Below are 23,575 nucleotides of genomic sequence, written 5' to 3' on the forward strand. Positions count from 1 at the left end.
TCACGGTCCCACCTCGGGGTGCGCGGTCTGTCGCGCTGAGACGCCTTTTGGTGAACCCGTTGAACCTGAACCGGCTAGAACCGGCGGAGGGAAAGGTGACGGTTTCAACCATCCCCACCCTCTCGCCGCAATGGAGGATGATATGAAACATCTGCTGATTGCTGCGGGGCTCCTGAGTGCGACATCGGCCATCGCTGCCGACAAACCTCAGTTAACCGTTTACACCTATGACAGTTTTGTCTCTGATTGGGGCCCCGGGCCGAAAGTCAAAGAGGCGTTCGAAGCGCAGTGCGATTGCGATCTGAACCTCGTCGGCGTCGAAGACGGTGCGGCGCTGTTGTCGCGGATCCGGCTCGAGGGAGAAAACTCTGACGCCGACGTCGTGTTGGGGCTCGATACCAATCTGATCACGGCGGCCAAGGAAACCGGTTTGTTTGCGCCAAGCGCGGTCAGCGCCGACTTTGCGCTGCCGGTCGAATGGACGGATGAGGTATTTGTGCCCTACGACTGGGGATATTTCGCCTTTGTTCATAATGCGGACGCCTCGGCGCCTGCCAATTTCCGTGAACTGGCAGATGGCGACACCAAGATCATCATTCAGGACCCTCGGTCATCCACACCGGGGTTGGGCCTGCTGTTGTGGGTCAAGTCCGCGTATGGTGACGAGGCCCCGGACATCTGGGCGGGTCTGGCCGACAATATCGTGACCGTCACCAAAGGTTGGTCCGAGGCGTATGGCCTGTTTCTTGAGGGTGAGGCCGACATGGTGCTCAGCTATACCACTTCGCCAGCCTATCACCTGATCGCCGAGGACGACGCCAGCAAAGCCGCCGCCGCATTTGACGAAGGCCACTATATGCAGGTCGAAGTGGCCGCCAAGCTGGCCGGGACCGATCAGCCTGAACTGGCCGATCAGTTTTTGGAATTCATGGTTTCGGATACGTTCCAGCAGATCATCCCAACGACAAACTGGATGTATCCTGCCGTTACGCCGTCATCAGGTCTGCCTGAAGGGTTTGAGACCTTGACCGTACCCGAAAAGTCCCTGCTCGTTGACCCGGAAAAAGCTGCTGTAATGCGGGATAAGGCGCTTGCGGAATGGCTGAGCGCACTCAGCCAGTAAACCCCTGGCCCGGTACCGGCGCGGCGGCATTGGTTGCCGCGCTGATTCTTGGTACATTGGTCACGATCGGACTGCGGGCCGAAACGGGTGGTCAGTTTGGCCCGGCCGATTGGTCCGCTCTTCGGTTTACCCTGACGCAGGCGGTGTTGTCTGCGGTGCTGAGTGCTGTGTTGGCAGTGCCCGTTGCCCGGGCGCTGGCCCGGCGACGGTTTCCCGGCAGACGCGTGTTGATCGCGTTGATGGGCGCGCCATTTATTCTGCCGGTCATCGTCGCCATTCTGGGGTTATTGCAGGTCTTTGGCCGTGCAGGGTGGATATCTGATGCACTGGGTGTATTTGGTTTGCCGCCGATCCGGATATATGGGTTGCACGGGGTGGTTCTGGCGCATGTGTTCTTTAACCTGCCGTTGGCAACGCGTCTCGTGCTGCAGGGGTGGCAAGAAATCCCCGCCGAAAGATTCCGGCTCGCCGCGCAGTTGGGATGTGACGGAATGGCGATGTTCCGTCTGATCGAATGGCCGATGTTGAGACGCATTCTGCCTGGCGTATTGGCTGTGGTTTTTGCTATATGCCTGACCAGTTTTGCCGTTGCTCTTACATTGGGTGGGGGGCCCCGTGCGACCACGATCGAGCTGGCGATCTATCAGGCCTTCACGTATGATTTTGACCTTGGCCGCGCCGCGCTTTTATCAGGGCTGCAATTGGTGTTGACCGTTGCAGCCGCAATGGCCGCCCTGAGGTTTTCGCGTGGCGACGGGTTGGGTGCCGGGCTTGATCGTGCGATCCGTCGCTGGGATGGGGGTATTCCGGTCGCTGATACACTCTGGATTGCAGCAGCCGCAATTTTCCTGCTTTTGCCTCTGGCTTCAGTGGTGATTTCCGGATTTGCAGGGTTTTTTGACATGCCAGTGCTGGTGTTTCGTGCAGCCCTCACGTCAATTCTGGTGGCTGCAGCCAGCACCGCAGTTTTGCTGTTGCTGGCCTTGCCAATGGCAACTGCAATAGCGACCGGACGTTATGGAATTATCGAGCTTTGCGGCATTCTTGGTCTTGCAGCTTCTCCACTGGTGATTGGGACGGGGTTGTTCATTCTCATCCGCCCTGTGGTCAACCCCGCGGCGCTTGCGTTGCCTGTGACTGCAGTTGTGAATGCGGTCATGGCCTTACCATTCGCATTACGCATTCTTGTGCCAGCCGCACAAGATAACGTAGCACGGTACGGACGACTGGCGCTTTCGCTGGATATGAACAACCGAACCTTCTTTTCACGAATTCTGTTGGCCCGCATGCGCCCGCAGATCGGCTTTGCCGCAGGTCTTTCGGCGGCGCTTTCCATGGGGGATCTTGGTGTAATCGCGTTGTTCGCGGACCCTCAGATCGCCACATTGCCCCTGCAGATTTATCGCTTGATGGGGGCTTATCAGATGCAGGCGGCAGCGGGTGGCGCGTTGTTGCTGCTGATTTTGTCGATGGGGGCGTTCTGGATTTTGGATCGCGGAGGGAGGCGTCATGCTGAAACTTGATGATTGCAAGATCGCAAACGGTGATTTTGTACTACGCGCCAGCCTTGGTATCGAGGTCGGAGCTAGTGTTGCGATCATAGGACCTTCGGGGGCGGGAAAATCCACACTTCTTGAGGCGATAGCTGGTTTCCGCGACCTGAAAAGCGGTCGAATCTTATGGAAGGGCAAAAACCTGACGGATTTGCCGCCGGGGAAACGTCCATTGGCCATGCTGTTTCAGGATGGCAATACGTTCCCTCACCTGACTGCTGATCAAAACGTTGCCTTGGGCGTGCGTCCAAACGGACGCCTGTCCCGGGCCGAGGAAGCCAGAGTTCAGTCGGCTCTTGCCCGCGTTGGTCTGTCCGGATTGGGTGCGCGTAAACCTTCCGAGTTATCAGGCGGGCAGCAAAGCCGAGTGGCTTTGGCCAGAATTTTGGTTCAAAGGCGTCAGGTTCTTTTGCTGGATGAACCCTTTGCGGCTCTGGGACCTGCGCTGAAGGCTGAAATGTTGGATCTTGTCGCTGATCTTGTTGCAGAGACCGAAACCACCCTGCTGATGGTCAGTCATGATCCGGGGGATGCACGTCGTATCGCTGGGCAAACGATATTGGTTGCAGACGACATGGCACGTCCTCCGGTTGCGACTGCTCAGTTGTTTGAAAACCCACCTGCTGCCCTACGCGACTATCTGGGTTGACCGACATTCGTGAAAAGAGGTCATGATCCATTGGCAAAGACACCTCTGTTTGGTCCTTGGGCCGTTTAAATCCAAACGTGGCAATGTTCTTGAAGGGTGCGTGCTTAGCTGTGAAATCCGGCTTGGCGTTGGTGTCAGAATAAAATCTTGACAGCTCATCCACTTGATTACACCATGGTATCAACATTCGGCACATTGCTGAACTTGGCATCAGAGCCCCATACTTGCCCACTTTCGTTGTGGCCAGGTGTGGGGCTTTTGCGTTTCGGAGAGCTATTATGGCTAAGCGGCAGATCGAACTTGGAGTGCTTTATTCCCGCTCGGGGAATTACTCGCTTATCTCGGAGGCTTGCCGTATCGGTGCGCTCGGCGCCATTGCACATGTCAATTCCGACCCATCGCGGGATTTCACTTTTCACGCGATTGAACGCGATCCGATGGGCAATATCGACAATTACGAACCGCTGTGCACGGATATCCTGACAAACACCACTGCGCGGCATGTGATTGGGTGCATCACATCTTGGAGCCGCAAAGAGGTTATTCCGTCGCTCGAGCGTCATGGCGGTACCTTGTGGTACACGGTTCCTTATGAAGGCTTCGAAGCCTCCGATCGGGTAGTATATACGCATGCCTGTCCAAACCAGCATCTGCTGCCGCTTCTGGACTGGGCCTTTCCCACTTATGGCAAGCGCGCCTTCCTGACCGGCTCCAACTATATCTGGGGCTGGGAGATGAACCGGATCGCCCGCGAGACCATCACCGGTGCCGGTGGCACAGTTCTGGGCGAACGTTACCTGCCAATCGGCTCCTTCGATATCGAAAGGATGATTGAAGAGATCGAAGCCACAAGACCCGACTTCATTTTGAATTCACTGATCGGCCCATCGCAATACCGGTTCATATCGGCGTATCACGAGCTTGGTCAGCGGGATCCGCACTTTCGTCCCGAAACCTGCCCGGTCATGTCCTGCAACCTGACCGAATGTGAACTGCCGGCCTTGGGCGAAGCTGCCGAAGGGTTGATCGCGGCAGGACCTTATTTCCGAAGTGATACGTACTCCTCAGAGCACCGTAATTTTGGGTCTTCGCACGAAGCGATGTCCTATGCGGCGGTGATGGAGTTGGCACGGCTGCTTTCGCTTGGTGCCAATGGCGAAACGCTGAGTATTTCCGCCCTTCTGGAACAGGATCAGACGGGCACGGGAATCGTCGATCCACAGACGCATCACACCAGTCTTCCGGTCCTGATCGCGCAGGTGGAAAACGGAGAGTTCGTGATCCGGCGCCGGTTCGCTCCGGTCTTGGGGGATCCGTACCTGTCACGCGGCAAAGGGGTCCTGCAAGAAATAGGTCCCGACTTGAAGGTGGTGTCATGACCCGACGTTTTTCCGCACGAGAGCTGGGCGGCGCGCGCGCGGTCATTCTGCACCGGGAACACACGACCGTTAAGGCATTGTCACGGCAATTGACGGCGATCGGGCTTCGAGTGACACAGCAATGGCCATCTCTGGGTGCGGCGGCCCTTGGGGCGGATTTCGTCTTTTTCGATGCCGATCTGGGGCATGATGAGCAGTTCCCCTGGGCACGCGGCCAGTCACCCATGCCGTTGATCGCCCTGATTGGTAGTGAAGCGCCGGGACGGATTGAATGGGCGCTGACGGCGGGCGCGAATGCGCAGCTGATCAAGCCCATTGGTGACAACGGCGCATACAGCGCGCTGCTGATCGCGCGCGCGGCTTATGACGAGGCGCTGGCCTTGGCCGCCGAAGTCACCGATTTGCGCCACAGGCTGAGCGAGCGGCAAACGGTCGTGCAGGCTGTCAATTTCCTGATGTCCGAAGGGGCGGATGAAACCGCAGCCTTTGACCGGCTGCGTCGCATGGCGATGGATTGGCGCGTCAGCTTTGAGGTGGCCGCCCAACGTGTTGTCGCCCGCCATACTGGAAAACGAGGGTCTGATGAGCGACGCAACAGCCGCAGCTGACACAACACTCGCCGAACCCGGCCCCTGGCGTCGCATCCTGCGGCGTAAACTGGCGGTGTTTGGATTGATCCTGATAGCTCTGGTAGTGATCGGAGCTGTCTTTGCACCATGGATCGCCCCCTACGCGCCCGACGAGCAGCATTTCGAGGGGCTGACGCTGGAGGGCGCGCCTTTGGGCCCAGGCGGAGAGTTCCCGCTCGGGACCGATCTGCTTGGGCGGGATCTGTTTTCGCGCATATTATATGGTGCCAGAACATCCTTGATCATTGGCGTCGTTGCCAACGGGCTGGCCCTGATCATCGGCACGCTCATCGGTCTGACCGCCGGTTATATGCGCGGTTGGTTGGGCACCGTACTGATGCGGTTCACGGATCTGATGATGGCCTTCCCAGCGCTTTTGCTGGCGATTTGCCTGGCCGCGATTTTTCAGCCATCGCTGTGGATTGTTGCGCTGGTGATCGCACTGGTAAATTGGGTGCAGACTGCGCGGGTCATCTATACGGAGACCACGTCCCTATCCGAACGTGACTTCATTGCTGCCGAAAAGACCTTGGGCGCGGGCACCGGGCGTATCCTGTTTCACCACATCCTACCCCATCTGGTGCCGACCCTGATTGTGTGGGGCACTCTGGGTATTTCGACCACGGTTCTGCTCGAGGCGACACTCAGCTTTCTTGGCGTTGGGGTGCAGCCGCCGACGCCATCCTGGGGCAATATCATCTTTGAAAATCAGACCTATTTTCAGGCAGCGCCCTGGCTGGTGTTCTTTCCCGGTCTCGCCATTCTACTGCTGGCGCTGGCATTCAATCTGGTTGGCGATGCCCTGCGGGATGAGCTTGATCCGACACAGCGGGGGCGGAACTGATGGTTGCCTATCTGCTTCGCCGTATCGTGCAGTCGGTTCTGATTTTACTGGGCGTATCGTTCATCACCTTCCTGCTGCTCTATGTTTTGCCCGCCGACCCTGTCCGGCAGATCGCAGGCCGTTCCGCTACGGCCCAGACGGTGCAGAATATACGCGAGCAACTGGGGCTGGATCAGCCATTCTTTGTCCAGTACTGGCGTTACCTTTCGGGCCTCGTGCAAGGTGACATGGGCCGCAGCTATTTACAAAAAACTGAGGTCAGCACCCTGATTGCGGCCCGTCTTCCAGCCACTTTGTTGCTGATGGGGGCTGGAATCCTGTGCGAGCTGGCCATCGGGTTGTCGATGGGGGTAGTCGCCGCGCTCCGTCGTGGTCAGACATCCGATCAGGCCCTGATGATTGCCTCATTTGTTGCTGTTTCGGCACCGCAATTCGTGGTGTCGCTGCTGCTGCTTTATGTCTTTGCGGTGCAGCTGGGATGGTTCCCGATCGGCGGTTATGGAACCGCGTCCCATGTGGTGCTTCCTGCGCTGGCGCTGGGGATCATGGGGTCGGGCTGGTACAGCCGGATGATGCGGTCCTCGATGATTGATGTGCTGAGGCAAGACTTTATTCGCACTGCACATGCCAAGGGGCTGACCCGCTCGCGTATCATTCTACGCCATGCTCTGCCGAATGCGATCTTGCCGGTTATTGCAATGATCGGGATTGATATCGGCATCTTCATGGGCGGGTTGGTAGTTGTCGAAAGCGTTTTTGGCTGGCCGGGCATCGGTCAGCTGGCCTGGCAGGCCATTCAACGCGTCGACATTCCCATCATCATGGGCGTCACCCTTGTGACGGCCTGCGCCATCGTCATCGGCAACCTGCTGGCGGACATTATTGCGCCGCTCATCGACCCGCGCATCAAACTGCGCTGAGGAATGAACAAAAAGACCAAGACCAACCTGGAGGAGATCAAGATGAAGAAAATTCTGTGCACAACAGCGCTGGCATTCAGCCTTACGATGCCTGCTTTTGCAGAAGATTATCAGCCCGATCCAAATGCGAAGCCGGGCGGTGGAATTGTCATTACTTACAAGGATGACGTGGCAACACTTGATCCGGCCATTGGGTATGACTGGCAGAACTGGTCGATGATCAAATCCATTTTCGACGGTTTGATGGACTATGACCCCGGCACGACTGATCTGCGCCCCGGACTGGCGGAAAGCTATACCGTTTCAGACGACGGTATGACCTTTACCTTTAAGCTGCGCGGGGGGGTCACGTTCCACAATGGTCGCGAAATGACGGCGGACGACGTCAAGTTTTCGCTGGACCGCGTTACCAATCCGGCCACGCAATCGCCCGGGGCCGGGTTCTTTGGCTCGATCAAGGGTTATGACGCCATGGCGGATGGCAGTGCCGACAACCTCGAAGGGGTGAAAGTTGTCGATGATGGCACGATCGAGATCACCTTATCGCGGCCCGATGCCACCTTCCTGCATGTGATGGCGTTGAACTTTGCTTCTGTCGTGGCGCGCGAAGCGGTCGAGGCCGCAGGCGATGATTTCGGCAAGCAGCCGGTGGGTACGGGGGCCTACAAACTTGGCGAATGGACACTGGGCCAGCGGCTGGTCTTTGAAAAGAACGCTGATTATTGGCGTGATGGTGTTCCCTATCTCGACAGCATTACCTTCGAAGTGGGTCAGGAGCCGGTAGTGGCCCTGCTGCGGTTGCAAAACGGCGAAGTCGATGTGCCCGGAGACGGCATTCCGCCTGCGAAATTCCGCGAGGTGATGTCGGACCCGGCACAGGCCGAACGTGTTGTCGAAGGCGGGCAACTGCATACGGGCTACATCACGCTGAATGTGAACACCCCACCAATGGACGATGCGCGTGTGCGCCAGGCCATCAACATGGCCATCAACAAGGATCGTATCGTGCAGATCATCAACGGGCGTGCCGTTCCGGCGACCCAGCCCTTGCCGCCGTCGATGCCGGGTTACACGGATGGCTATGCGGGGTATGGCTTTGATCCCGAAGGCGCAAAGGCTTTGCTGGCCGAGGCGGGGCAGGGTGATGGCTTTGCGACCGAGTTGTATGTCATGAACACCGATCCGAACCCGCGAATCGCGCAGGCCATTCAACGCGATCTTGCCGATATCGGTATTGACGCGGCGATCAAGTCGCTGGCGCAGGCCAATGTTATCGAGGCAGGTGGTAACGGGTCGGCGCCGATGATCTGGTCGGGCGGCATGGCCTGGATTGCCGATTTCCCGGATCCGTCAAACTTTTATGGCCCGATCCTGGGCTGTGACGGTGCGGTAGATGGGGGTTGGAACTGGTCGTGGTATTGCAACGCAGATCTGGACGCGATGGCAACCAAGGCAGACGCGATTACCGACGCCGCCAAACAGGATGAGCGCATGCAGATGTGGTCGGATGTCTATATGGGCGTGATGGAGGACGCGCCCTGGGTGCCGGTGTTCAACGAACAGCGCTATACGATGAAATCGGCGCGCATGGGTGGCGCAGATGCCTTGTATGTTGATCCGGTCTCGATCCCGATCAACTACGATTATGTCTATGTGACCGAGTGATCGTATGTGCCAGGCTTGCAACTACACGATCCATCATGCGCAACACCACTTTGGCTGGGACAATTCTATTGTCCCAGCTGAAAGGGTGACGCCCGGATCGACCATCCTGTTTCATTGCGCCGACAGTTCGGCGGGTCAGCTAGGCCCGTCGTCGACGGTGCAGGATATAGTCGATCTGGACTTTGGCAAAATCAATCCGGTGTCGGGCCCGATCTATATGGAAGGGGCCGAACCTGGCGACAGCCTGAAGGTGACGATTGACAGCTTTGCCCCCTCGGGCTGGGGATGGACTGCCAACATTCCCGGCTTTGGGCTGTTGGCTGATCAGTTTACCGATCCGGCGCTGACGCTGTGGAAATATGATCCTGAAACCTTGGCCCCGTCCCTGTGGGGCGATCAGGGACAGGTGCCGCTCAAGCCCTTCTGCGGCACCATCGGGAATGCTTTGGCGGAACCGGGTCAGCACAGCATTGTGCCCCCACGCCGCGTTGGCGGAAATCTCGATATTCGCGATCTTGCGGCGGGCACGGTGCTATATCTGCCGGTCGAGGTTGCTGGCGCGCTGTTTAGCGTCGGCGACACCCATGCCGCCCAAGGTGACGGAGAGGTGTGCGGTACCGCCATCGAAAGCCCGATGGATGTGGTCCTGACACTGGATCTGGTGAAGGGGGAGAACCTGAAATTCCCGCGCTTTACCACACCTGGCCCGGTGACACAGCATTTCGATACCAAAGGCTACGAAGTGACGACCGGAATTGGCGACAACCTGATGCAGGCGGCCCGCGATGCGGTGTCCGGCATGATCGATCTGCTATGCAAACAACGCGGCATGGCGGCGGTCGATGCCTATATGCTGGTATCCACTTGCGGAGACCTTCGGATATCGGAAATCGTGGACATGCCGAACTGGGTTGTCAGTTTCTACTTCCCCCGGGTGGTCTTCGAATGACGGTGTCGGCAAAACAAACGTCCGGGGCGGCCAGCGCCGCTGCCCCGGATACGCAGGTGCTGGATGTCAGCCGTTTGTGCGTTTCAGTGCGTGCGCAGGGAGTTCTCAAGCCCTTGGTGTCGGATGTCAGCTTCCAATTGCGAAAGGGGCAGACACTGGCCTTGGCCGGGGAAAGTGGATCAGGAAAATCACTTACATCGCTCGCGATCATGGGCTTGTTGCCGCCGCCTGCGGTACAGGTCACTGGCGGGGCAATCCGTTTGGGCGATCAGGACCTGACCCAGATCAATGAAGCAACGATGCGCGATATTCGCGGCAACCGCATCGCGATGATCTTTCAAGAGCCGATGACATCGCTCAACCCGGTTCTGACCATAGGAACGCAGCTGGTCGAGGCGATCCGGGCTCATGATCCGGTCAGCCGGAACGAGGCGCGCAGCCGGGCATTGGAGGCGCTACGCGCCGTTCGTATCAACCAGCCGGAACAGCGCATGATGCAATACCCGCATGAACTGTCTGGTGGGATGCGTCAGCGGGTGATGATCGCAATGGCCTTGGCGCTGGAACCCGAGATCCTTATCGCCGACGAACCGACAACGGCGCTGGATGTCACTGTGCAGCGCGAGGTGCTGGACCTGTTGCGCGATCTACAGGCCGAACATGGCACCGCAATCCTGCTGATCACGCATGACATGGGTGTTGTGGCCGAAATGGCAGATCAAGTTATCGTGATGAAGGACGGAAGCGTCGTCGAAGAAAATGACACCAAGTCTCTGTTCGCCGCCCCGACACACCCATATACGCAGGCGCTTTTGTCAGCTGTCCCACGCATGGGGGACGGTGTGAAACCTGCGAAGGATGCGGCAACGGACTCAGTTCTGCGCCTCGACAATCTGGAAGTCAGGTTTGACATTCATGGCGGTTTGTTGGGCCGTGTGACACACCGCGTCCATGCCGTTGAAGGCGTCAGCCTCGAGATAAATCGCGGCGAAACTTTTGCGCTTGTTGGCGAAAGCGGGTGCGGTAAATCCACCATCGCGCGGGCGATTGTCGGGTTGGCGCCGTATACCGGGCGGATCGAACTCAAAGGTCAGTATCTTGAGGGGGCCGACGCCCAAGAGCGTATGTCACGATGCCGCAATGTGCAGATGGTGTTTCAGGACCCCATGGCGGCCTTAGACCCGCGCATGCGGGTGGGCGATCTGATTGCCGAGCCTCTGGTCATCCACGGGATTGGCACTCCTGCTGAACGCGCGACACAGATCGCTGACTTGCTGCACCGGGTCGGGCTGCCTGCCGAAGCGGCCCAGCGGTATCCACATGAGTTTTCTGGGGGGCAACGTCAGCGGATCTGTATCGCCCGCGCTTTGTCGTTGAAACCGGACCTGATTATCGCCGACGAATCCGTATCGGCGCTGGATGTTTCGGTTCAGGCCCAGGTTTTAGACTTGCTGCAATCGCTGAAACGGGAACTCGGCATCGCCTATCTGTTCATTTCCCATGATATGGCCGTAGTTGAAAACGTCGCGGACCGGGTCGGGGTCATGTATCTGGGGCAGATCGTTGAGATGGGGACCGGTGCGCAGGTCTTTGGCAATCCGCAACATCCCTATACCCAACGGCTGATCCAAGCGGTCCCGGTGCCCGATCCGCTGCATGTTCGTATGTCGGATGTCCGCCTGACGGGTGAGGTACCAAGCCCTGTCTACCCTGTTGGAAAGTCGCCGCGTCGGGTAAAGCTGGTCAACCACGGGGAGGGCCATCTTGTCTCGCGCTCTAAACCGGAAGTCGTAGAGTGAATCCTGACGGTATCGCCAAAGTGTTGGCTGAAACGTGCCCGCGATTCTCCAACTGAAATCTTATCCAATGTTGCTCTAGCCATATTTTGACCGACGCCGTGGATCGGCCACATACAGCTTGACGCTGGAAAGTGAGTCCTCTCCACGACAAGTCGCAGATCACCCTTTCGTTTTGTCCTGAAGGTAGGCGATCACATTGACTATATCCTCGTCTTTTTTCAGGCCGGGAAACTGCATTCGATTGCCAGGAATGTTCCCCTTGGGATCTGCCAGGAATTCAGTCAAACTCGCTGCTGTCCAGGTGATCCCGGATTCTTGCAGTGAGGACGAGAATTTAAACCCGTCCGACTGTCCGGCAGTTGCGCCGATAACCCCGTGCAAGGATGGTCCGACGCCATGGCGGCCTTCTTTGGTCTGGTGGCACGCCTTGCATTTACGAAAGACCTTTTTGCCCGCCTTTATGTCACCACCAGTGACTGCGTCGACCTTTTTGTCATCCATGTTAAAGACTAGACGGGCGGTCACTGGCGCCGTTCGGGTGATGCCCGGTAGATCGGCCAGTTCCATCAGCTTGTCGACGCCGGCATTCACGCCTGCGTCTTCGGTACTGATGAACACCATGTTGTTGGTCGATACCATCACCGAAGTTTCGGACAGGCGGGCGACGAACATCTCGGTGTCAATTTCGACGGCCGTACCGACCAGCGACAAAACAGCTTCGGCATCGACAATGGAGGTTTCGCCAACGCCCAGTTTGGACACCTCCTGCATGTCGAACTCTGCAGTCAGGGTCGCGGTTCCGGCCTTTCGGAACACGTATTCGATCATTCGTTCGTTTCGGATGTCGATATTGGTTTCGACCGAGGACAGGTCGATCTCGATTTCGACCTTGCCGTCCGGACTGACATGACCGCTGAGATTGGTGAAGCTGTTGACCTCACCCACGGTGTCTTTCTTGATGGTCCCATAAGCCAGATGCGAGCTTTCGGGGGCCAATGTCCAGCTTGTCGCCAAGGCCGGGGTTGCAACAATTGCCGACGCAATCGTGACTGCTTTCAACAGAAGTTTCATTTCATTCCTCCACGGTGTATGTCAGTCCTGACCTCGCGGGCCCGGTCCGTGAAAGACAAACACACACAGGTCGCATTTTATTCGATGGGTGGTGAGATGAGTTCCGAACAAGCCGTGCGCGGCGCGGTACAAGCGCATTCAAAACGCGTCTGGCGGTTTGCCCTGGCGCTGTCGGGCGCGTCGGACGTGGCGGACGATCTGATGCAAGCCACATGCGTACGCGCGTTGGAGCGTCACCACCAGGTGACGTCCCATGATCGGCTGGATTCCTGGCTGATGACAATATGCCGGTCAATCTGGTTGAATGAGGTGCGATCACGCTCGGTTCGGCGGGCTCAGGCACTGTCTGTGACACCCGAAGCAGAATTAATCGCGACCGTATCCGATTCAGAAACGAATATTTTCGCTGCTGAAGTGTTTACACAAGTGATGCAGCTACCAGAAGCGCAGCGGGAAACGGTCATGCTTGTGTTCGTCGAAGGATACAGCTACCGCGAAGCCGCCGCCCTACTGGAAGTTCCAATAGGCACAATCATGAGCCGGCTTTCGAACGCCCGGCAGAAACTGAAGACCGTAATGCAGCATGATGCGGCAGACGCCGTGCAACGGAGTGGCAAATGACGTTTTCCGACGAGACGCTTCTTGCGTATCTGGAAGGCAGCCTGGACGAGGCCCAAAGCCGCGCCATTGAGGCTGCGGTGGAAGATGACGCCCAGTTGGAGCGTCAGCTGATGGCGCTCGACCCATTTGCGCCTGTCGTGCAAGAGGTTTTCGAAAGGTTGCCCGCTGAGTCGCCTCAGGTTAATCTGCCGGATTCGGTTGCACCTGCGCGGTCTGGTGGGTTTTTGCGTTTGGTGGCTGTTGCTGCGACGACCGCGATTGCCGCGGTTGCCCTGACGTTCTGGGCGACGCGTCCGGCTGATCTGGGTTGGGCTCAACAGGCTGCAATTTATCAATCGCTTTATGTGCCTGACACCATCGCGTCGCTGGACAGCTCACCCGCATCATTGACCGCGCAATTCGCGCAGGCCGAGGCCGAGCTGGGTCAATCATTGAACCGTGATGTGCTGGAGGCTTTACCGGGGCTGGAGTTAAAGCGTGCGCAGATTCTGTCGTTCAAAGGCAAGCCACTGGTCCAGATCGTCTTTGCCGATGATCAGGGACGGCCGTTCGCCTTCTGTGTCATTCGACAAGGTCCAGCTGCGGCAAACAAAGACGTCAAACAGGCCGTTCTGAGCGGTTTGGCCACCGCGACATGGGCGCAGGACGGTTATGGTTACATGCTGTTGGGTAGTGACGCCCAGGTGGATTTGGGCGGTGAATTGAACGTTCTGACCGAGACCTTTTCTGGTTAACAGAAAACCCCTTGTGAACCGATGGAAATGCCCAAAGAATACCGGGTATGAAATCGAAACGTGTCATACCTGATCCAGATGACGAGGCCACAGATGTGGGACCTCGTAGCATCTATGACACTGATCCACCCGAAGACGACGATCTTTGGTTTTTGCCCCCCGAGGAGGAAGAGGCGCAGGACGCGTTCCTGCCGCCCGGTCCGCGCGTCGATCAGCGCATGTTGTTCGACCCGCGGGACTGGCGCAGTGCGCAGGCGGGATTGTCGACCGAGCTTGCCGATTTGGCAGTGACCTTTGGCGCCCTGGACGAACGGTTGCGTGCCGGACCTGACGGATGGGCCCATCGACTGGCGCTGATGGACGTTTCCGATCTGGGTTGGTGGACCGGTGACAGGATCAGCGTGGACCGTCTGGCCCTTTGGACCGGCCTGCGGATTGGCGCAACCAGCGATGACGTGCAGGCCCTGTTCCGCGCCGGTTGGGCCGTGCGTCGGCTGACCTCGGGCGCGGCGCCTTCGGCTGGCGGGTGGGAGACCGGGCTGACCGCGTTTCTGGACCGGATGGCTCAGGGGATTGAAGATGTTCCCGAAGCGATCGCCGATCTGGCCGAGGTGATGCGCAACGCCGAAGGGTTGCACCCCGTGACCCAAGCCGCCATTGCGTTCCACGCTTGGCGCGCGTTGTCGCAAGGGATTGGGCAAGATACCGAGGCCGCCATTATTGCTGCCCGCCACGCGGCATCTATGGGACGCGGCGGCGCGATGTTCATGCCGCTGGCCTTGTCAGGGCCGGGTGCCTTGCGAGGTGTTGGAGAGCCCGAAGAAAAGCTTGCCGCATGGATACGCGGGGCAGGGCAGGCCGCCCTGGCCGCTTTGCTGCATCTGGATCGGGTCAGCGCGTGGGAAACACGGGCCCGCGAAGCCACAGCAGATCTGAGCGGGCGTACGCCACCTGTTTTGGTCGAGGTTTTGGCGGCCTGGCCCATGGTCTCGGCCCCGTTGGCGGAGGAACTGACGCAGGCGTCGCGGGCGGCTGTCCAGCGCAATATTGATCGCTTTACCCGCCGCGGGCTGATCCGCGAAGTGACGGGGCAGGGGCGTTACCGCGTGTGGACTGCCGCACTGTAATCCAGCAGCCAATCGCGAAACGCGCGTGCCGGAGGGCGCAGAGCCGTGCGGGACGGGTAGATCAGGTGATAAGCCTCTTGCCCTGCCACGTCGATGTCGGGCAGGCAGGGGGTCAAGCCTGTTATTTTCATGATCCGGTTCGACGCGGGCGCCCGGGCTAATGCGATGCCACCCCCGCTTGCAGCGAGTTCTGCTGCCATCAGTGAGTTATCCGCAAAGAAGTATCGCGCCTGGCCTGCAGGCAGGCGCAGGGTTTCGAACAGATGTGGCCAGCTTGCGCGATGGGTCGAAACCTCAATCAGGTTGAATTGAAACAAATCTTGCGGCGTGTGGATTTGGGCGGCGACATCTGGCGGGGCAACGGGATACAGGCGCTCTCGCAACAGCTCATCCCCTTCGGTGCCAAATAACGCTGGGTTGCCGAATACGATCTGCAAATCGGTGAATCGGTTCGCAAAGTCCGAGATCAGGTTTCCGGTCGCCAGTGACAGGTTAATCTGAGGGTACGCCGCCTGGAACTCCGGTATGCCGCTGGCAAGAATGCCATGCGCGAAAAGCAATACGGATTGGACATATAGCCTTTGTTCGCGTGTCTCGCCGAACAGGCCGGTTGTTGCGGTTTCCAGCATCAAAAGAGATTGTTGAACCGAAGGCAGATAGGCGCGCCCCGCTTCGGTCAGCGTGACCGCGTGGGGATGACGGTGAAACAAGGGCGTACCCAGACGGATTTCCAGCGCCTTGACCTGCTGACTGACGGCAGCGGCCGACATGTTCAGCTGTGCCGCCGCGCGGGCAAAACTCTCGGTGCGCGCTGCGGCCTCGAACACACGCAACCAGTTGAGTGAGGGGATTCGGGTCGTCATCCAGAGAGGCTAAGCAAAACTTAGCCTGACCAGCAAGACAATACGTTCTGAGCATTTTGGGCGCCGCCCTAGAATTACCATCAGCGAACAGAAAGGACGAGTCACGCCATGTCAGATTCCGGCCTACCGCCGCGCCCCAAGCGCAAGATCTGGAACTTTACCCCGCAGTTGCCGATCCAAACCTCACCCTATTGGGATTGGCCGACGAAACCATTGGCAATACTGAGGTACCTGCTGCAGAGTTGGAACCCCTTGGCATTGCGCGCATTGTTGTTGATCTTCGCGATCATCACCTGGAACTATTTGACGCCGTCCTTGACGCGCATTGAGACGCTCAGTTGGGATTGGGTGGCCGAGATCTGGTTTCGCAATTTCTGCATTCTGATGGTGGTCGCCGGTGGGCTGCATCTGGCCCTGTGGAAGTTTCGCACACAACAAGACGAATACCGCTATGATATGCGCCCGATGATGAAAGGGGCCAAGGTCTTTACTTTCAGGAATCAGGTCTGGGACAACATGTTCTGGACGCTGGGACCGGCATTGGCGTTCTGGACATTTTGGGAATGCCTGATCCTATTTTCTTACGCCAATGGTTGGATCACGATGATCACATTCGACGGCAATCCGTTTTGGTTCGTCGGATTGGTCGTGTTCATTCCGATCTGGGCGGGCTTTCATTTCTACTGGCTGCACCGGCTGCTGCATGTTGGGCCGCTATATACCAAAGTCCACGCTTGGCATCACCGCAACATCAATACCGGGCCATGGTCGGGGTTGGCGATGCACCCGGTCGAGAGTTTCTTCCTGATGTTCGATACGATGATCTTTTTTCTACTGCCGTCGCACCCGATCCATGCGATTTTCCTGCTGTTTCATCACGGGATCGGCGCGCCCACTTCTCATGCCGGGTTCGAGCATGTGAAGTTCGGCAACAAGGCTAAATTCCTGGTTGGCGACTTCTTTCACCAATTGCACCATAAATTCTTCGATTGTAACTACGGCACCTGGGAAACGCCTTGGGATGAATGGTTCAACACCTTCCATGATGGAACCGATGAAGGCAACGAGATGGTCAAGGAACGCCGCCGCAAAATCTGGGCAGCCGACTAAACCGAAAGAACTTCGCAGTGCAGAAAACGTCCTGTTGTCCTGCGCAACCCACCTCACGGCATGAAAGCAAGTCGACGGAAGCGCGGGACAAGGTTTGATCGAACGGTCGGACGCCTTTAGCGCCCGACACCCACATAGGTTTCAAAACCGGATTTCAGCGTTGTGCTTTCCGAATAGATGTTGCGCAGATCGACCATCCGGGCGGTTCTCATAGTCCCGGCCAATTCGGTCAGGTTCAGCGCGCGAAACTCGTTCCATTCTGTCAACAACACCACGACATCAGCGTCCATCGCAGCGGCATAGGGATCATCGCACCATTCCACACCGGGAAGTAGTGCCTCGCCTTCGGACATACCCTGCGGATCAACCACGCGAACTTTGGCTCCGCCCCCGATCAGCGCGGGTACGATGGTCAGAGACGGTGCATCGCGCATGTCGTCGGTGTTGGGTTTGAAGGTCACGCCGAGTATGGCCACGGTCTTGCCGTTGAAACGGTCATCACACGCCTCGCGGATTTTCTCGATCATCCGTTTCTTGACCTCGTCATTCACCCGAATGACAGTTTCGGTGATCTGCATCGGATGGGCATGCTCTTGCCCGATCCGCGCCAACGCAGCGGTGTCCTTGGGAAAGCACGAGCCGCCATAACCGGGACCTGCATGCAGGAATTTGTTGCCGATGCGCCCATCCAGGCCAATGCCGCGCGCGATCTCTTTGACATCCCCGCCGACCCGTTCGCACAGGCCCGCAATTTCGTTGATGAAGGTGATCTTGGTCGCAAGAAAGGCGTTCGCGGCGTATTTGATCATTTCAGCGCTTTCCAGATCGGTGGTCAGGATCGGGAAGTCGCGCAGATAGAGGGGGCGGTAGATCTCGGCCATCACCTCGGTCGCGCGGTCGTTTTCTACGCCGACGACGACCCGGTCAGGGCGCATGAAATCGTCAATCGCCGCACCCTCGCGCAGGAACTCCGGGTTCGAGGCCACGTCGAAATCCGCCGCTGGATTGGCGGCTGCGACCACCTCGTGCACTTTGCGGTTGGTGCCCACTGGCACGGTCGATTTGGTGACAATCACCGTATAGCCGGTTACCGCGCGCGCGATCTCTTCAGCGGCGGCCATCACATAGGTCAGGTCCGCATGGCCGTCACCGCGCCGGGTCGGAGTACCCACGGCAATGAACACCGCATCCGCGCCAGCCACGGCGGTGGTCAGATCGGTTGTAAAGCTAAGACGGCCAGCAGCAACGTTCTTGGCCATCAGAACGTCCAGACCGGGTTCATAAATTGGAACATCACCGGCCTGAAGCATTTGGATCTTCTGCTCGGCCTTGTCGACGCAAACCACGTCATGACCAAAATCTGAAAAACACACTCCCGACACCAAGCCGACATAGCCGGTGCCGATCATCGCAATACGCATACTTGAAATCCTTTTACCAATTGCCGCCGACGGCGCGCACACAATCAAAGAAACTGGCGCCGGTTTCAATGCCTGTCGGTCGCCTTGGGTTGCATTCCATACATTCTTGCTGTTTTTGAGACAACAAACGGGCACATTGGATTTTGCGAGGCACAGTTATGACCAAAACGGCATTGATAACGGGCATCACAGGCCAGGACGGATCCTATCTGGCCGAGTTTCTGCTTGAAATGGGTTACGAAGTACACGGCATCAAACGGCGGGCATCGTCTTTCAACACGCAGCGGATCGATCACATCTATCAGGATCCGCACGAACCTAACCCCAAGCTTCACCTGCATTACGGTGATCTGAGCGATACTTCGAACCTGACGCGAATCATTCAGCAGGTTCAGCCGGACGAGGTTTACAACCTCGGTGCACAGTCCCATGTGGCAGTCAGTTTTGAATCCCCTGAATATACTGCTGATGTGGACGCACTCGGCACTCTGCGTCTGCTTGAAGCAATCCGGTTTCTGGGGCTTGAGGAGAAAACTCGGTTCTATCAGGCCTCGACGTCTGAACTGTATGGGCTGGTGCAGGAAACCCCGCAGCGTGAAACAACGCCGTTTTACCCGCGCTCGCCCTATGCCGTGGCCAAGCTGTATTCCTACTGGATCACGGTGAACTACCGCGAGGCGTATGGAATGTATGCCTGCAACGGCATTCTGTTCAACCACGAGAGCCCGCGCCGGGGTGAGACCTTTGTGACCCGCAAGATTACGCGCGGTCTGGCCAATATCGCGCAAGGGTTGGAGGATTGCCTATATATGGGCAATATCGACAGCCTGCGCGATTGGGGCCATGCCAAGGACTATGTACGGATGCAGTGGCTGATGTTGCAACAGAACGCACCCGAAGACTTTGTGATTGCGACGGGCAAGCAGTATTCGGTTCGTCAATTCATCGAATGGTCGGCAGCCGAGCTTGGTGTCTCACTCGAGTTCTCCGGCACAGGTGTGGACGAGGTTGCAACTGTGACAGCTGTTCAGGGCGACAATGCACCCGCGCTGAAGCAAGGTGATGTCATCATGCGGATCGACCCGCAGTATTTCCGACCGGCAGAGGTGGAGACTCTTTTGGGTGATCCGACAAATGCCAAGACCAAGCTGGGCTGGGTGCCTGAGCTGACGGTGCAGGAGATGTGCGCCGAGATGGTCACGGAAGATTTAAAAACAGCCAAACGCCATGCGCTTTTGAAAGAGCATGGGATGGACGTGCCGGTCAGCTTGGAAAACGGTTGAGGGGTGGGCGTTATGCGCAAGGTCTATGTGGCAGGTCATCGGGGCATGGTCGGTGGTGCAATTCTGCGCCGGTTGCGTGACCGACGGGCCGCAGGCGAAGCGCTTGAGTTGGTCACGCGAACGCATGCAGAATTGAACCTGACGGATCAGGCCGCCGTGCGAGACTTCATGCAGGCAGAAAAGCCGGATGTTGTCATTCTGGCTGCCGCCAAAGTTGGTGGCATCCATGCAAATAACACATACCCAGCTGATTTCATTTATGAAAACCTGATGATCGAGTGCAATGTGATCCATCAGGCTTTTGCAACTGGGGTCAAACATCTGCTGCAATTGGGCAGTTCGTGTATCTACCCTCGCGAGGCGTCGCAGCCGATGCGCGAAGATGCTCTGTTGACCGGTGTCTTGGAGCCTACCAACGAACCTTACGCAGTGGCCAAGATCACAGGGATCAAGCTGTGCGAAAGCTATAATCGGCAGCACGGGGTCGACTATCGCTCTGTCATGCCGACGAACCTCTATGGTCCGGGCGACAATTTTCATCCCGAGAACAGCCATGTGCTGCCCGCCTTAATCCGTCGCTTTCACGAAGCGCAACGCGATGGGCTGGACGAGGTCGTGATCTGGGGTACAGGGAAACCTCGGCGCGAGTTTCTGCATGTGGATGACATGGCCCAAGCGTCTCTGTTCGTGCTCGATCTTTCGCGTGATGTCTACGATGCGAATACTCAACCGATGCTGAGCCATATCAATGTTGGTTGTGGGACAGATATCTCGATCGCGGAACTGGCAACTTTGGTTGCTAAGGTCACCGGGTTTTCCGGGCGCATTACGCAGGATACCAGCAAACCTGATGGTACGATGCGCAAGCTTATGGATGTGTCGCGGTTGGCAGATATGGGTTGGCGCGCAAGCGTCGGACTCGAGGACGGTATTCGCGAGACCTATGCGTGGTTCCTGGATCAGGCAGGAACGGATCTACGCGCCAAGTAACCGCCCAGATTTTGGCCCGGGCGGTTGGTCAGATCAAAACCAACGGCCAATTGCGGTGGCGGTTGGGGACAGGGACGCCGTGTCTGAAACTGACGATAGAACCTTGTAAGCTACCTGCGAGACCGTAGGTGAATCAAATCCCGTGAACCGCTCAATTGCCCCTCCGCTGCCACTGATTGAGGGAGGCGACGCAAAGGTCAATGGAAAGTCCCAAGTCATTGAAGAACTTGCGAAAAGAGCGCCTTCACTGACGGTGCAAGTGACTGCACCCAGCGTCACAGTGCAGATTTGAGTGCCATCCGCAAACCGGACGTAGTCACCATTCGAATTGCTTCCACGTTCGATGACGGCACCTGTTGGGGTGCCTGAAGTCTCGGACACTGAGCCCAACAGATTGCCCGGCCCGTATCCGAAATCCGCACGCATCAGGCGCCCTGCTGTGATGTCGTCTGCACTGGTCTGCACTGCTGCACCGCTGGCAGTTCCGGTCGCGGGGTCAAATGCAAGTGCTTCGGTCCAACTGCCACCGTCAGGCGATACCTTAATGGCAAAGCTAGTGCTGCCGGACAGGCCCATTTCTGCGTGTCCCGACCAGTTGGACTGAAACAGCAAGGATGCTGTGTCGCTCGCGCTGGCCTTATTGATCTTCAGCTGATGCCCACCGCCCTCGTGACTGAGCAGCGTTGCCGGGCTGCGTACGGCCAACCGGTTTATGCTGTCATAGCCCGTCGCGATGCCAACGCCGTCCAGATTCTGAGTCGCCACTGGCGGATCAATCCATGCAGAACTATCCCAGATCTTAAGTTGACCGGTTGATTGATCCCAGGCGCGCCAACCGGCGTCGGGCGTCACGAAGTGCCAAGCATTGTCCAGCCATGCGGCCAACTCGCCCGCGTGACCATTCCAATCCCCGGATGGGGCTGTTCCCAAGGCATGGATTTCGCCCTGATCTGGCACAGGCGGGGGAGTTGACGCACCCATCGTCGCCACGCTCAGCTGAACCACCAGATCCAGTTGGCGCAAAGCTTCGTTATGGGTGACGTGCTTCTGCGCCTGAGATGGTTGTAAGAAAGGCAAGTTCAATCGGGGTGAAGTCTGAGACACGGGCGTCCTCCTGTGGCTGTCGGTCCGACATTTAGGTTGCGCGCCACCCTGCCGTGATGCGTCTGAATCCTGTCTGACCAAGCCGAACGCCCGGAGAATTTTCTGTTAACTTCAGGTTTCCGATATGGAGACAGTCGCGCGAAGTATGGCACTCTGTCTCCGTAGCGCAGATAACTGATCCACTTAGGTGATTCTGCTACGATCCAAAATCCCAAGGGCGGCCCGGCGACCACCAAACAATCTGCCGCAGAACTTAGTTGCGCGCGTAGATGTCCTCGTACCGGATGATGTCATCCTCACCCAGATAGCTGCCGGTTTGCACTTCGATCAGCACCATGGGCACCTTGCCCGGGTTCTCCATCCGATGGACGGCACCCAGCGGGATGTAGACCGACTGGTTCTCGGATATGAGCCGGACATCATCGTCGATTGTGACTTTTGCCGTGCCTTCGACAACAATCCAATGCTCGGACCGATGATGGTGAGATTGCAGACTCAGCGATGCGCCGGGGTGAACGTGGATACGTTTGACCTGAAACCGGTCCCCGATCACCAGACTTTCGAACCAACCCCACGGGCGATGATCGACCGGCAGTGATTCCGCCTGTTTCGCACCTTTGGCCTTCAGAGCGGCTACGGCTTGTTTGACATCCTGCGCCTTGTCCATGCTGGCCACCAGAACCGCATCGGGCATGGCAACCGCGATTACGTTCTCAAGCCCCATGGCGACCACTTGCTGTGAAGACGACTCGGAACGCACCAACACGTTGCGGCAGTCGATGGCAGTGACCTCTCCGGTGGTGGCGACACCGTTGGCGTCGGGATTGGTCAGCTCTTGTACGGCCGACCAGCTGCCCACATCCGACCAGCCAGCTGAATATGGCACGACACTCAGGTTCGTGGCCTTTTCCATCACTGCATAGTCGATCGAGATATCTTCGACGGTTGCCCATGCTTCGGCATCAAGGCGTAGGAAACCCAGATCGGTCTTTGCACCGCTCACGGCCTGTTTCACGGGTTCAATCAGGGCAGGGGAGTATTGTTCGAAGGCGGCGATTATGTCACGTGCGGCAAACAGAAAGATGCCCGAATTCCAAAGATAGCTGCCATCTGCCAGCATTGATTTGGCGCTTTCCAGATCGGGCTTCTCAACGAACCGATCCAGAGGGACTGCGGCACTGGATCCGTCCGGTGCGTGATTGAGTTTTAGATAGCCGTATCCTGTTTCCGGTCGATCCGGGCTGATGCCAAATGTCACGAGATCGCCGCGCGCGCCAATGGCCTGTAGCCCTTCGGAAACGGCCTGATGAAACGCCGAATTGTCCGGAATCACATGGTCGGACGGGGCAACCAGCATCACAGCTTCCGGATCGCCGGCGGCCAGATACAATGCAGCCGCCAGAACGGCGGGGGCGGTATTGCGCCCCTCAGGTTCGATAAGGATCGGGCCGGGATCGACGTCGATAGCTGTCAATTGTTCCGGAACTACAAAGCGGAAGGCTTCGTTGGTTAGAATTAATGGCTTGGCATAGGGGTTATCCGACGGGCCACGCATTCGTTCTGCGCAATCCTGTAGCAGACTCGTCTCACCAATCAGCGGCACAAATTGTTTGGGATAGCTTTTGCGGGACAGGGGCCACAAACGGGTCCCCGACCCACCGCAAAGAATGACGGGATAGACGGTATTCATCATGCATGTGCCTTCGAACTGCTATTGGCAGATGGTATCGCTTTAATCACA

General features: G+C 57.7%; 21 protein-coding genes and 1 riboswitch. Of the genes, 16 read left to right on the forward strand and 5 right to left on the reverse strand.

Features of this window, described 5'->3' with window-relative positions; translation table 11 throughout:
* The first annotated feature begins 4 nt into the window (after positions 1-4).
* A riboswitch (TPP riboswitch) is annotated at positions 5-110 on the forward strand.
* A gap of 32 nt (positions 111-142) precedes the next feature.
* The 10 genes from thiB to HW561_RS18185 all read left to right on the forward strand — a co-directional run bounded on the left by thiB (position 143) and on the right by HW561_RS18185 (position 11,510).
* On the forward strand, positions 143-1,123 hold the full coding sequence (gene thiB, locus HW561_RS18140) for a thiamine ABC transporter substrate binding subunit (protein WP_176866789.1): 981 nt from the start codon (positions 143-145) through the stop codon (positions 1,121-1,123).
* Positions 1,099-2,646 (forward strand): thiamine/thiamine pyrophosphate ABC transporter permease ThiP, encoded by a 1,548-nt coding sequence (locus HW561_RS18145; protein WP_176866790.1) that lies wholly within the window; start codon positions 1,099-1,101, stop codon positions 2,644-2,646. Before thiB ends, HW561_RS18145 begins: the two co-directional genes overlap by 25 nt.
* On the forward strand, positions 2,633-3,325 hold the full coding sequence (locus HW561_RS18150; protein WP_176866791.1) for a thiamine ABC transporter ATP-binding protein: 693 nt from the start codon (positions 2,633-2,635) through the stop codon (positions 3,323-3,325). The genes HW561_RS18145 and HW561_RS18150 overlap by 14 nt, the downstream gene beginning before the upstream one ends.
* Before the next feature lie 278 nt (positions 3,326-3,603).
* Positions 3,604-4,704, forward strand: a complete 1,101-nt coding sequence (locus tag HW561_RS18155; protein ID WP_176866792.1) for a transporter substrate-binding protein — start codon at positions 3,604-3,606, stop codon at positions 4,702-4,704.
* The gene (locus HW561_RS18160; protein WP_176866793.1) at positions 4,701-5,312 is read left to right on the forward strand and encodes an ANTAR domain-containing response regulator; all 612 of its coding nucleotides are present in this window, start codon (positions 4,701-4,703) and stop codon (positions 5,310-5,312) included. Before HW561_RS18155 ends, HW561_RS18160 begins: the two co-directional genes overlap by 4 nt.
* On the forward strand, positions 5,287-6,177 hold the full coding sequence (locus HW561_RS18165; RefSeq protein ID WP_176866794.1) for an ABC transporter permease: 891 nt from the start codon (positions 5,287-5,289) through the stop codon (positions 6,175-6,177). The genes HW561_RS18160 and HW561_RS18165 overlap by 26 nt, the downstream gene beginning before the upstream one ends.
* Positions 6,177-7,097, forward strand: coding sequence for an ABC transporter permease (locus tag HW561_RS18170; RefSeq protein WP_176866795.1), 921 nt, complete (start codon positions 6,177-6,179; stop codon positions 7,095-7,097). Before HW561_RS18165 ends, HW561_RS18170 begins: the two co-directional genes overlap by 1 nt.
* 42 nt (positions 7,098-7,139) lie before the next feature.
* Complete coding sequence (locus tag HW561_RS18175; protein WP_176866796.1) at positions 7,140-8,762, forward strand: ABC transporter substrate-binding protein; 1,623 nt, start codon at positions 7,140-7,142, stop codon at positions 8,760-8,762.
* A 4-nt stretch (positions 8,763-8,766) separates the two neighbouring features.
* Entirely contained in the window at positions 8,767-9,711 is a 945-nt protein-coding gene (locus HW561_RS18180) for an acetamidase/formamidase family protein (protein WP_176866797.1), read from the forward strand.
* On the forward strand, positions 9,708-11,510 hold the full coding sequence (locus HW561_RS18185; protein WP_176866798.1) for an ABC transporter ATP-binding protein: 1,803 nt from the start codon (positions 9,708-9,710) through the stop codon (positions 11,508-11,510). The genes HW561_RS18180 and HW561_RS18185 overlap by 4 nt, the downstream gene beginning before the upstream one ends.
* Before the next feature lie 159 nt (positions 11,511-11,669).
* Here HW561_RS18185 and HW561_RS18190 read toward each other — a convergent pair whose 3' ends face one another.
* Positions 11,670-12,581 (reverse strand): c-type cytochrome, encoded by a 912-nt coding sequence (locus HW561_RS18190; protein ID WP_176866799.1) that lies wholly within the window; start codon positions 12,579-12,581, stop codon positions 11,670-11,672.
* Between the two features lie 48 nt (positions 12,582-12,629).
* On the opposite strand from HW561_RS18190, the gene HW561_RS18195 reads away from it, so the two are divergent.
* Genes HW561_RS18195 through HW561_RS18205 form a run of 3 tightly spaced genes read left to right on the forward strand, consistent with a single transcriptional unit; the run spans position 12,630 to position 15,063 of the window.
* Positions 12,630-13,202 carry an RNA polymerase sigma factor gene (locus HW561_RS18195; protein ID WP_328803304.1) on the forward strand — a complete coding sequence of 191 codons (573 nt, stop codon included), beginning with the start codon at positions 12,630-12,632 and terminating at the stop codon, positions 13,200-13,202.
* Positions 13,199-13,936 carry a hypothetical protein gene (locus HW561_RS18200; protein WP_176866800.1) on the forward strand — a complete coding sequence of 246 codons (738 nt, stop codon included), beginning with the start codon at positions 13,199-13,201 and terminating at the stop codon, positions 13,934-13,936. Before HW561_RS18195 ends, HW561_RS18200 begins: the two co-directional genes overlap by 4 nt.
* A 47-nt stretch (positions 13,937-13,983) precedes the next feature.
* Positions 13,984-15,063, forward strand: coding sequence for a helix-turn-helix domain-containing protein (locus HW561_RS18205; RefSeq protein WP_176866801.1), 1,080 nt, complete (start codon positions 13,984-13,986; stop codon positions 15,061-15,063).
* Here HW561_RS18205 and HW561_RS18210 read toward each other — a convergent pair.
* On the reverse strand, positions 15,036-15,926 hold the full coding sequence (locus tag HW561_RS18210; protein ID WP_176866802.1) for a LysR family transcriptional regulator: 891 nt from the start codon (positions 15,924-15,926) through the stop codon (positions 15,036-15,038). The genes HW561_RS18205 and HW561_RS18210 overlap by 28 nt on opposite strands.
* 108 nt (positions 15,927-16,034) lie before the next feature.
* Here HW561_RS18210 and HW561_RS18215 point away from each other — a divergent pair, with 108 nt between their 5' ends.
* Positions 16,035-17,036 (forward strand): sterol desaturase family protein, encoded by a 1,002-nt coding sequence (locus HW561_RS18215; RefSeq protein WP_176866803.1) that lies wholly within the window; start codon positions 16,035-16,037, stop codon positions 17,034-17,036.
* A 116-nt stretch (positions 17,037-17,152) separates the two neighbouring features.
* Here HW561_RS18215 and HW561_RS18220 read toward each other — a convergent pair whose 3' ends face one another.
* Positions 17,153-18,457, reverse strand: coding sequence for a UDP-glucose dehydrogenase family protein (locus HW561_RS18220; RefSeq protein WP_176866804.1), 1,305 nt, complete (start codon positions 18,455-18,457; stop codon positions 17,153-17,155).
* A gap of 158 nt (positions 18,458-18,615) precedes the next feature.
* Here HW561_RS18220 and gmd point away from each other — a divergent pair, with 158 nt between their 5' ends.
* Together gmd and fcl are read left to right on the forward strand one after the other, a co-directional pair.
* Entirely contained in the window at positions 18,616-19,740 is a 1,125-nt protein-coding gene (gene gmd, locus HW561_RS18225; RefSeq protein ID WP_176866805.1) for a GDP-mannose 4,6-dehydratase, read from the forward strand.
* 12 nt (positions 19,741-19,752) lie between these two features.
* Positions 19,753-20,730, forward strand: coding sequence for a GDP-L-fucose synthase (gene fcl / locus HW561_RS18230; protein ID WP_176866806.1), 978 nt, complete (start codon positions 19,753-19,755; stop codon positions 20,728-20,730).
* A 33-nt stretch (positions 20,731-20,763) separates the two neighbouring features.
* Here fcl and HW561_RS18235 read toward each other — a convergent pair whose 3' ends face one another.
* Both HW561_RS18235 and HW561_RS18240 read right to left on the reverse strand, forming a co-directional pair.
* Positions 20,764-21,834, reverse strand: coding sequence for a DUF2793 domain-containing protein (locus HW561_RS18235; RefSeq protein WP_176866807.1), 1,071 nt, complete (start codon positions 21,832-21,834; stop codon positions 20,764-20,766).
* A gap of 253 nt (positions 21,835-22,087) precedes the next feature.
* Positions 22,088-23,524: a mannose-1-phosphate guanylyltransferase/mannose-6-phosphate isomerase gene (locus tag HW561_RS18240; protein WP_176866867.1), complete on the reverse strand. Its 1,437-nt coding sequence runs from the start codon at positions 23,522-23,524 to the stop codon at positions 22,088-22,090.
* Positions 23,525-23,575 lie beyond the last annotated feature (51 nt).

The organism is Ruegeria haliotis (assembly GCF_013377785.1).
Classification (GTDB): Bacteria; Pseudomonadota; Alphaproteobacteria; order Rhodobacterales; family Rhodobacteraceae; genus Ruegeria; species Ruegeria haliotis.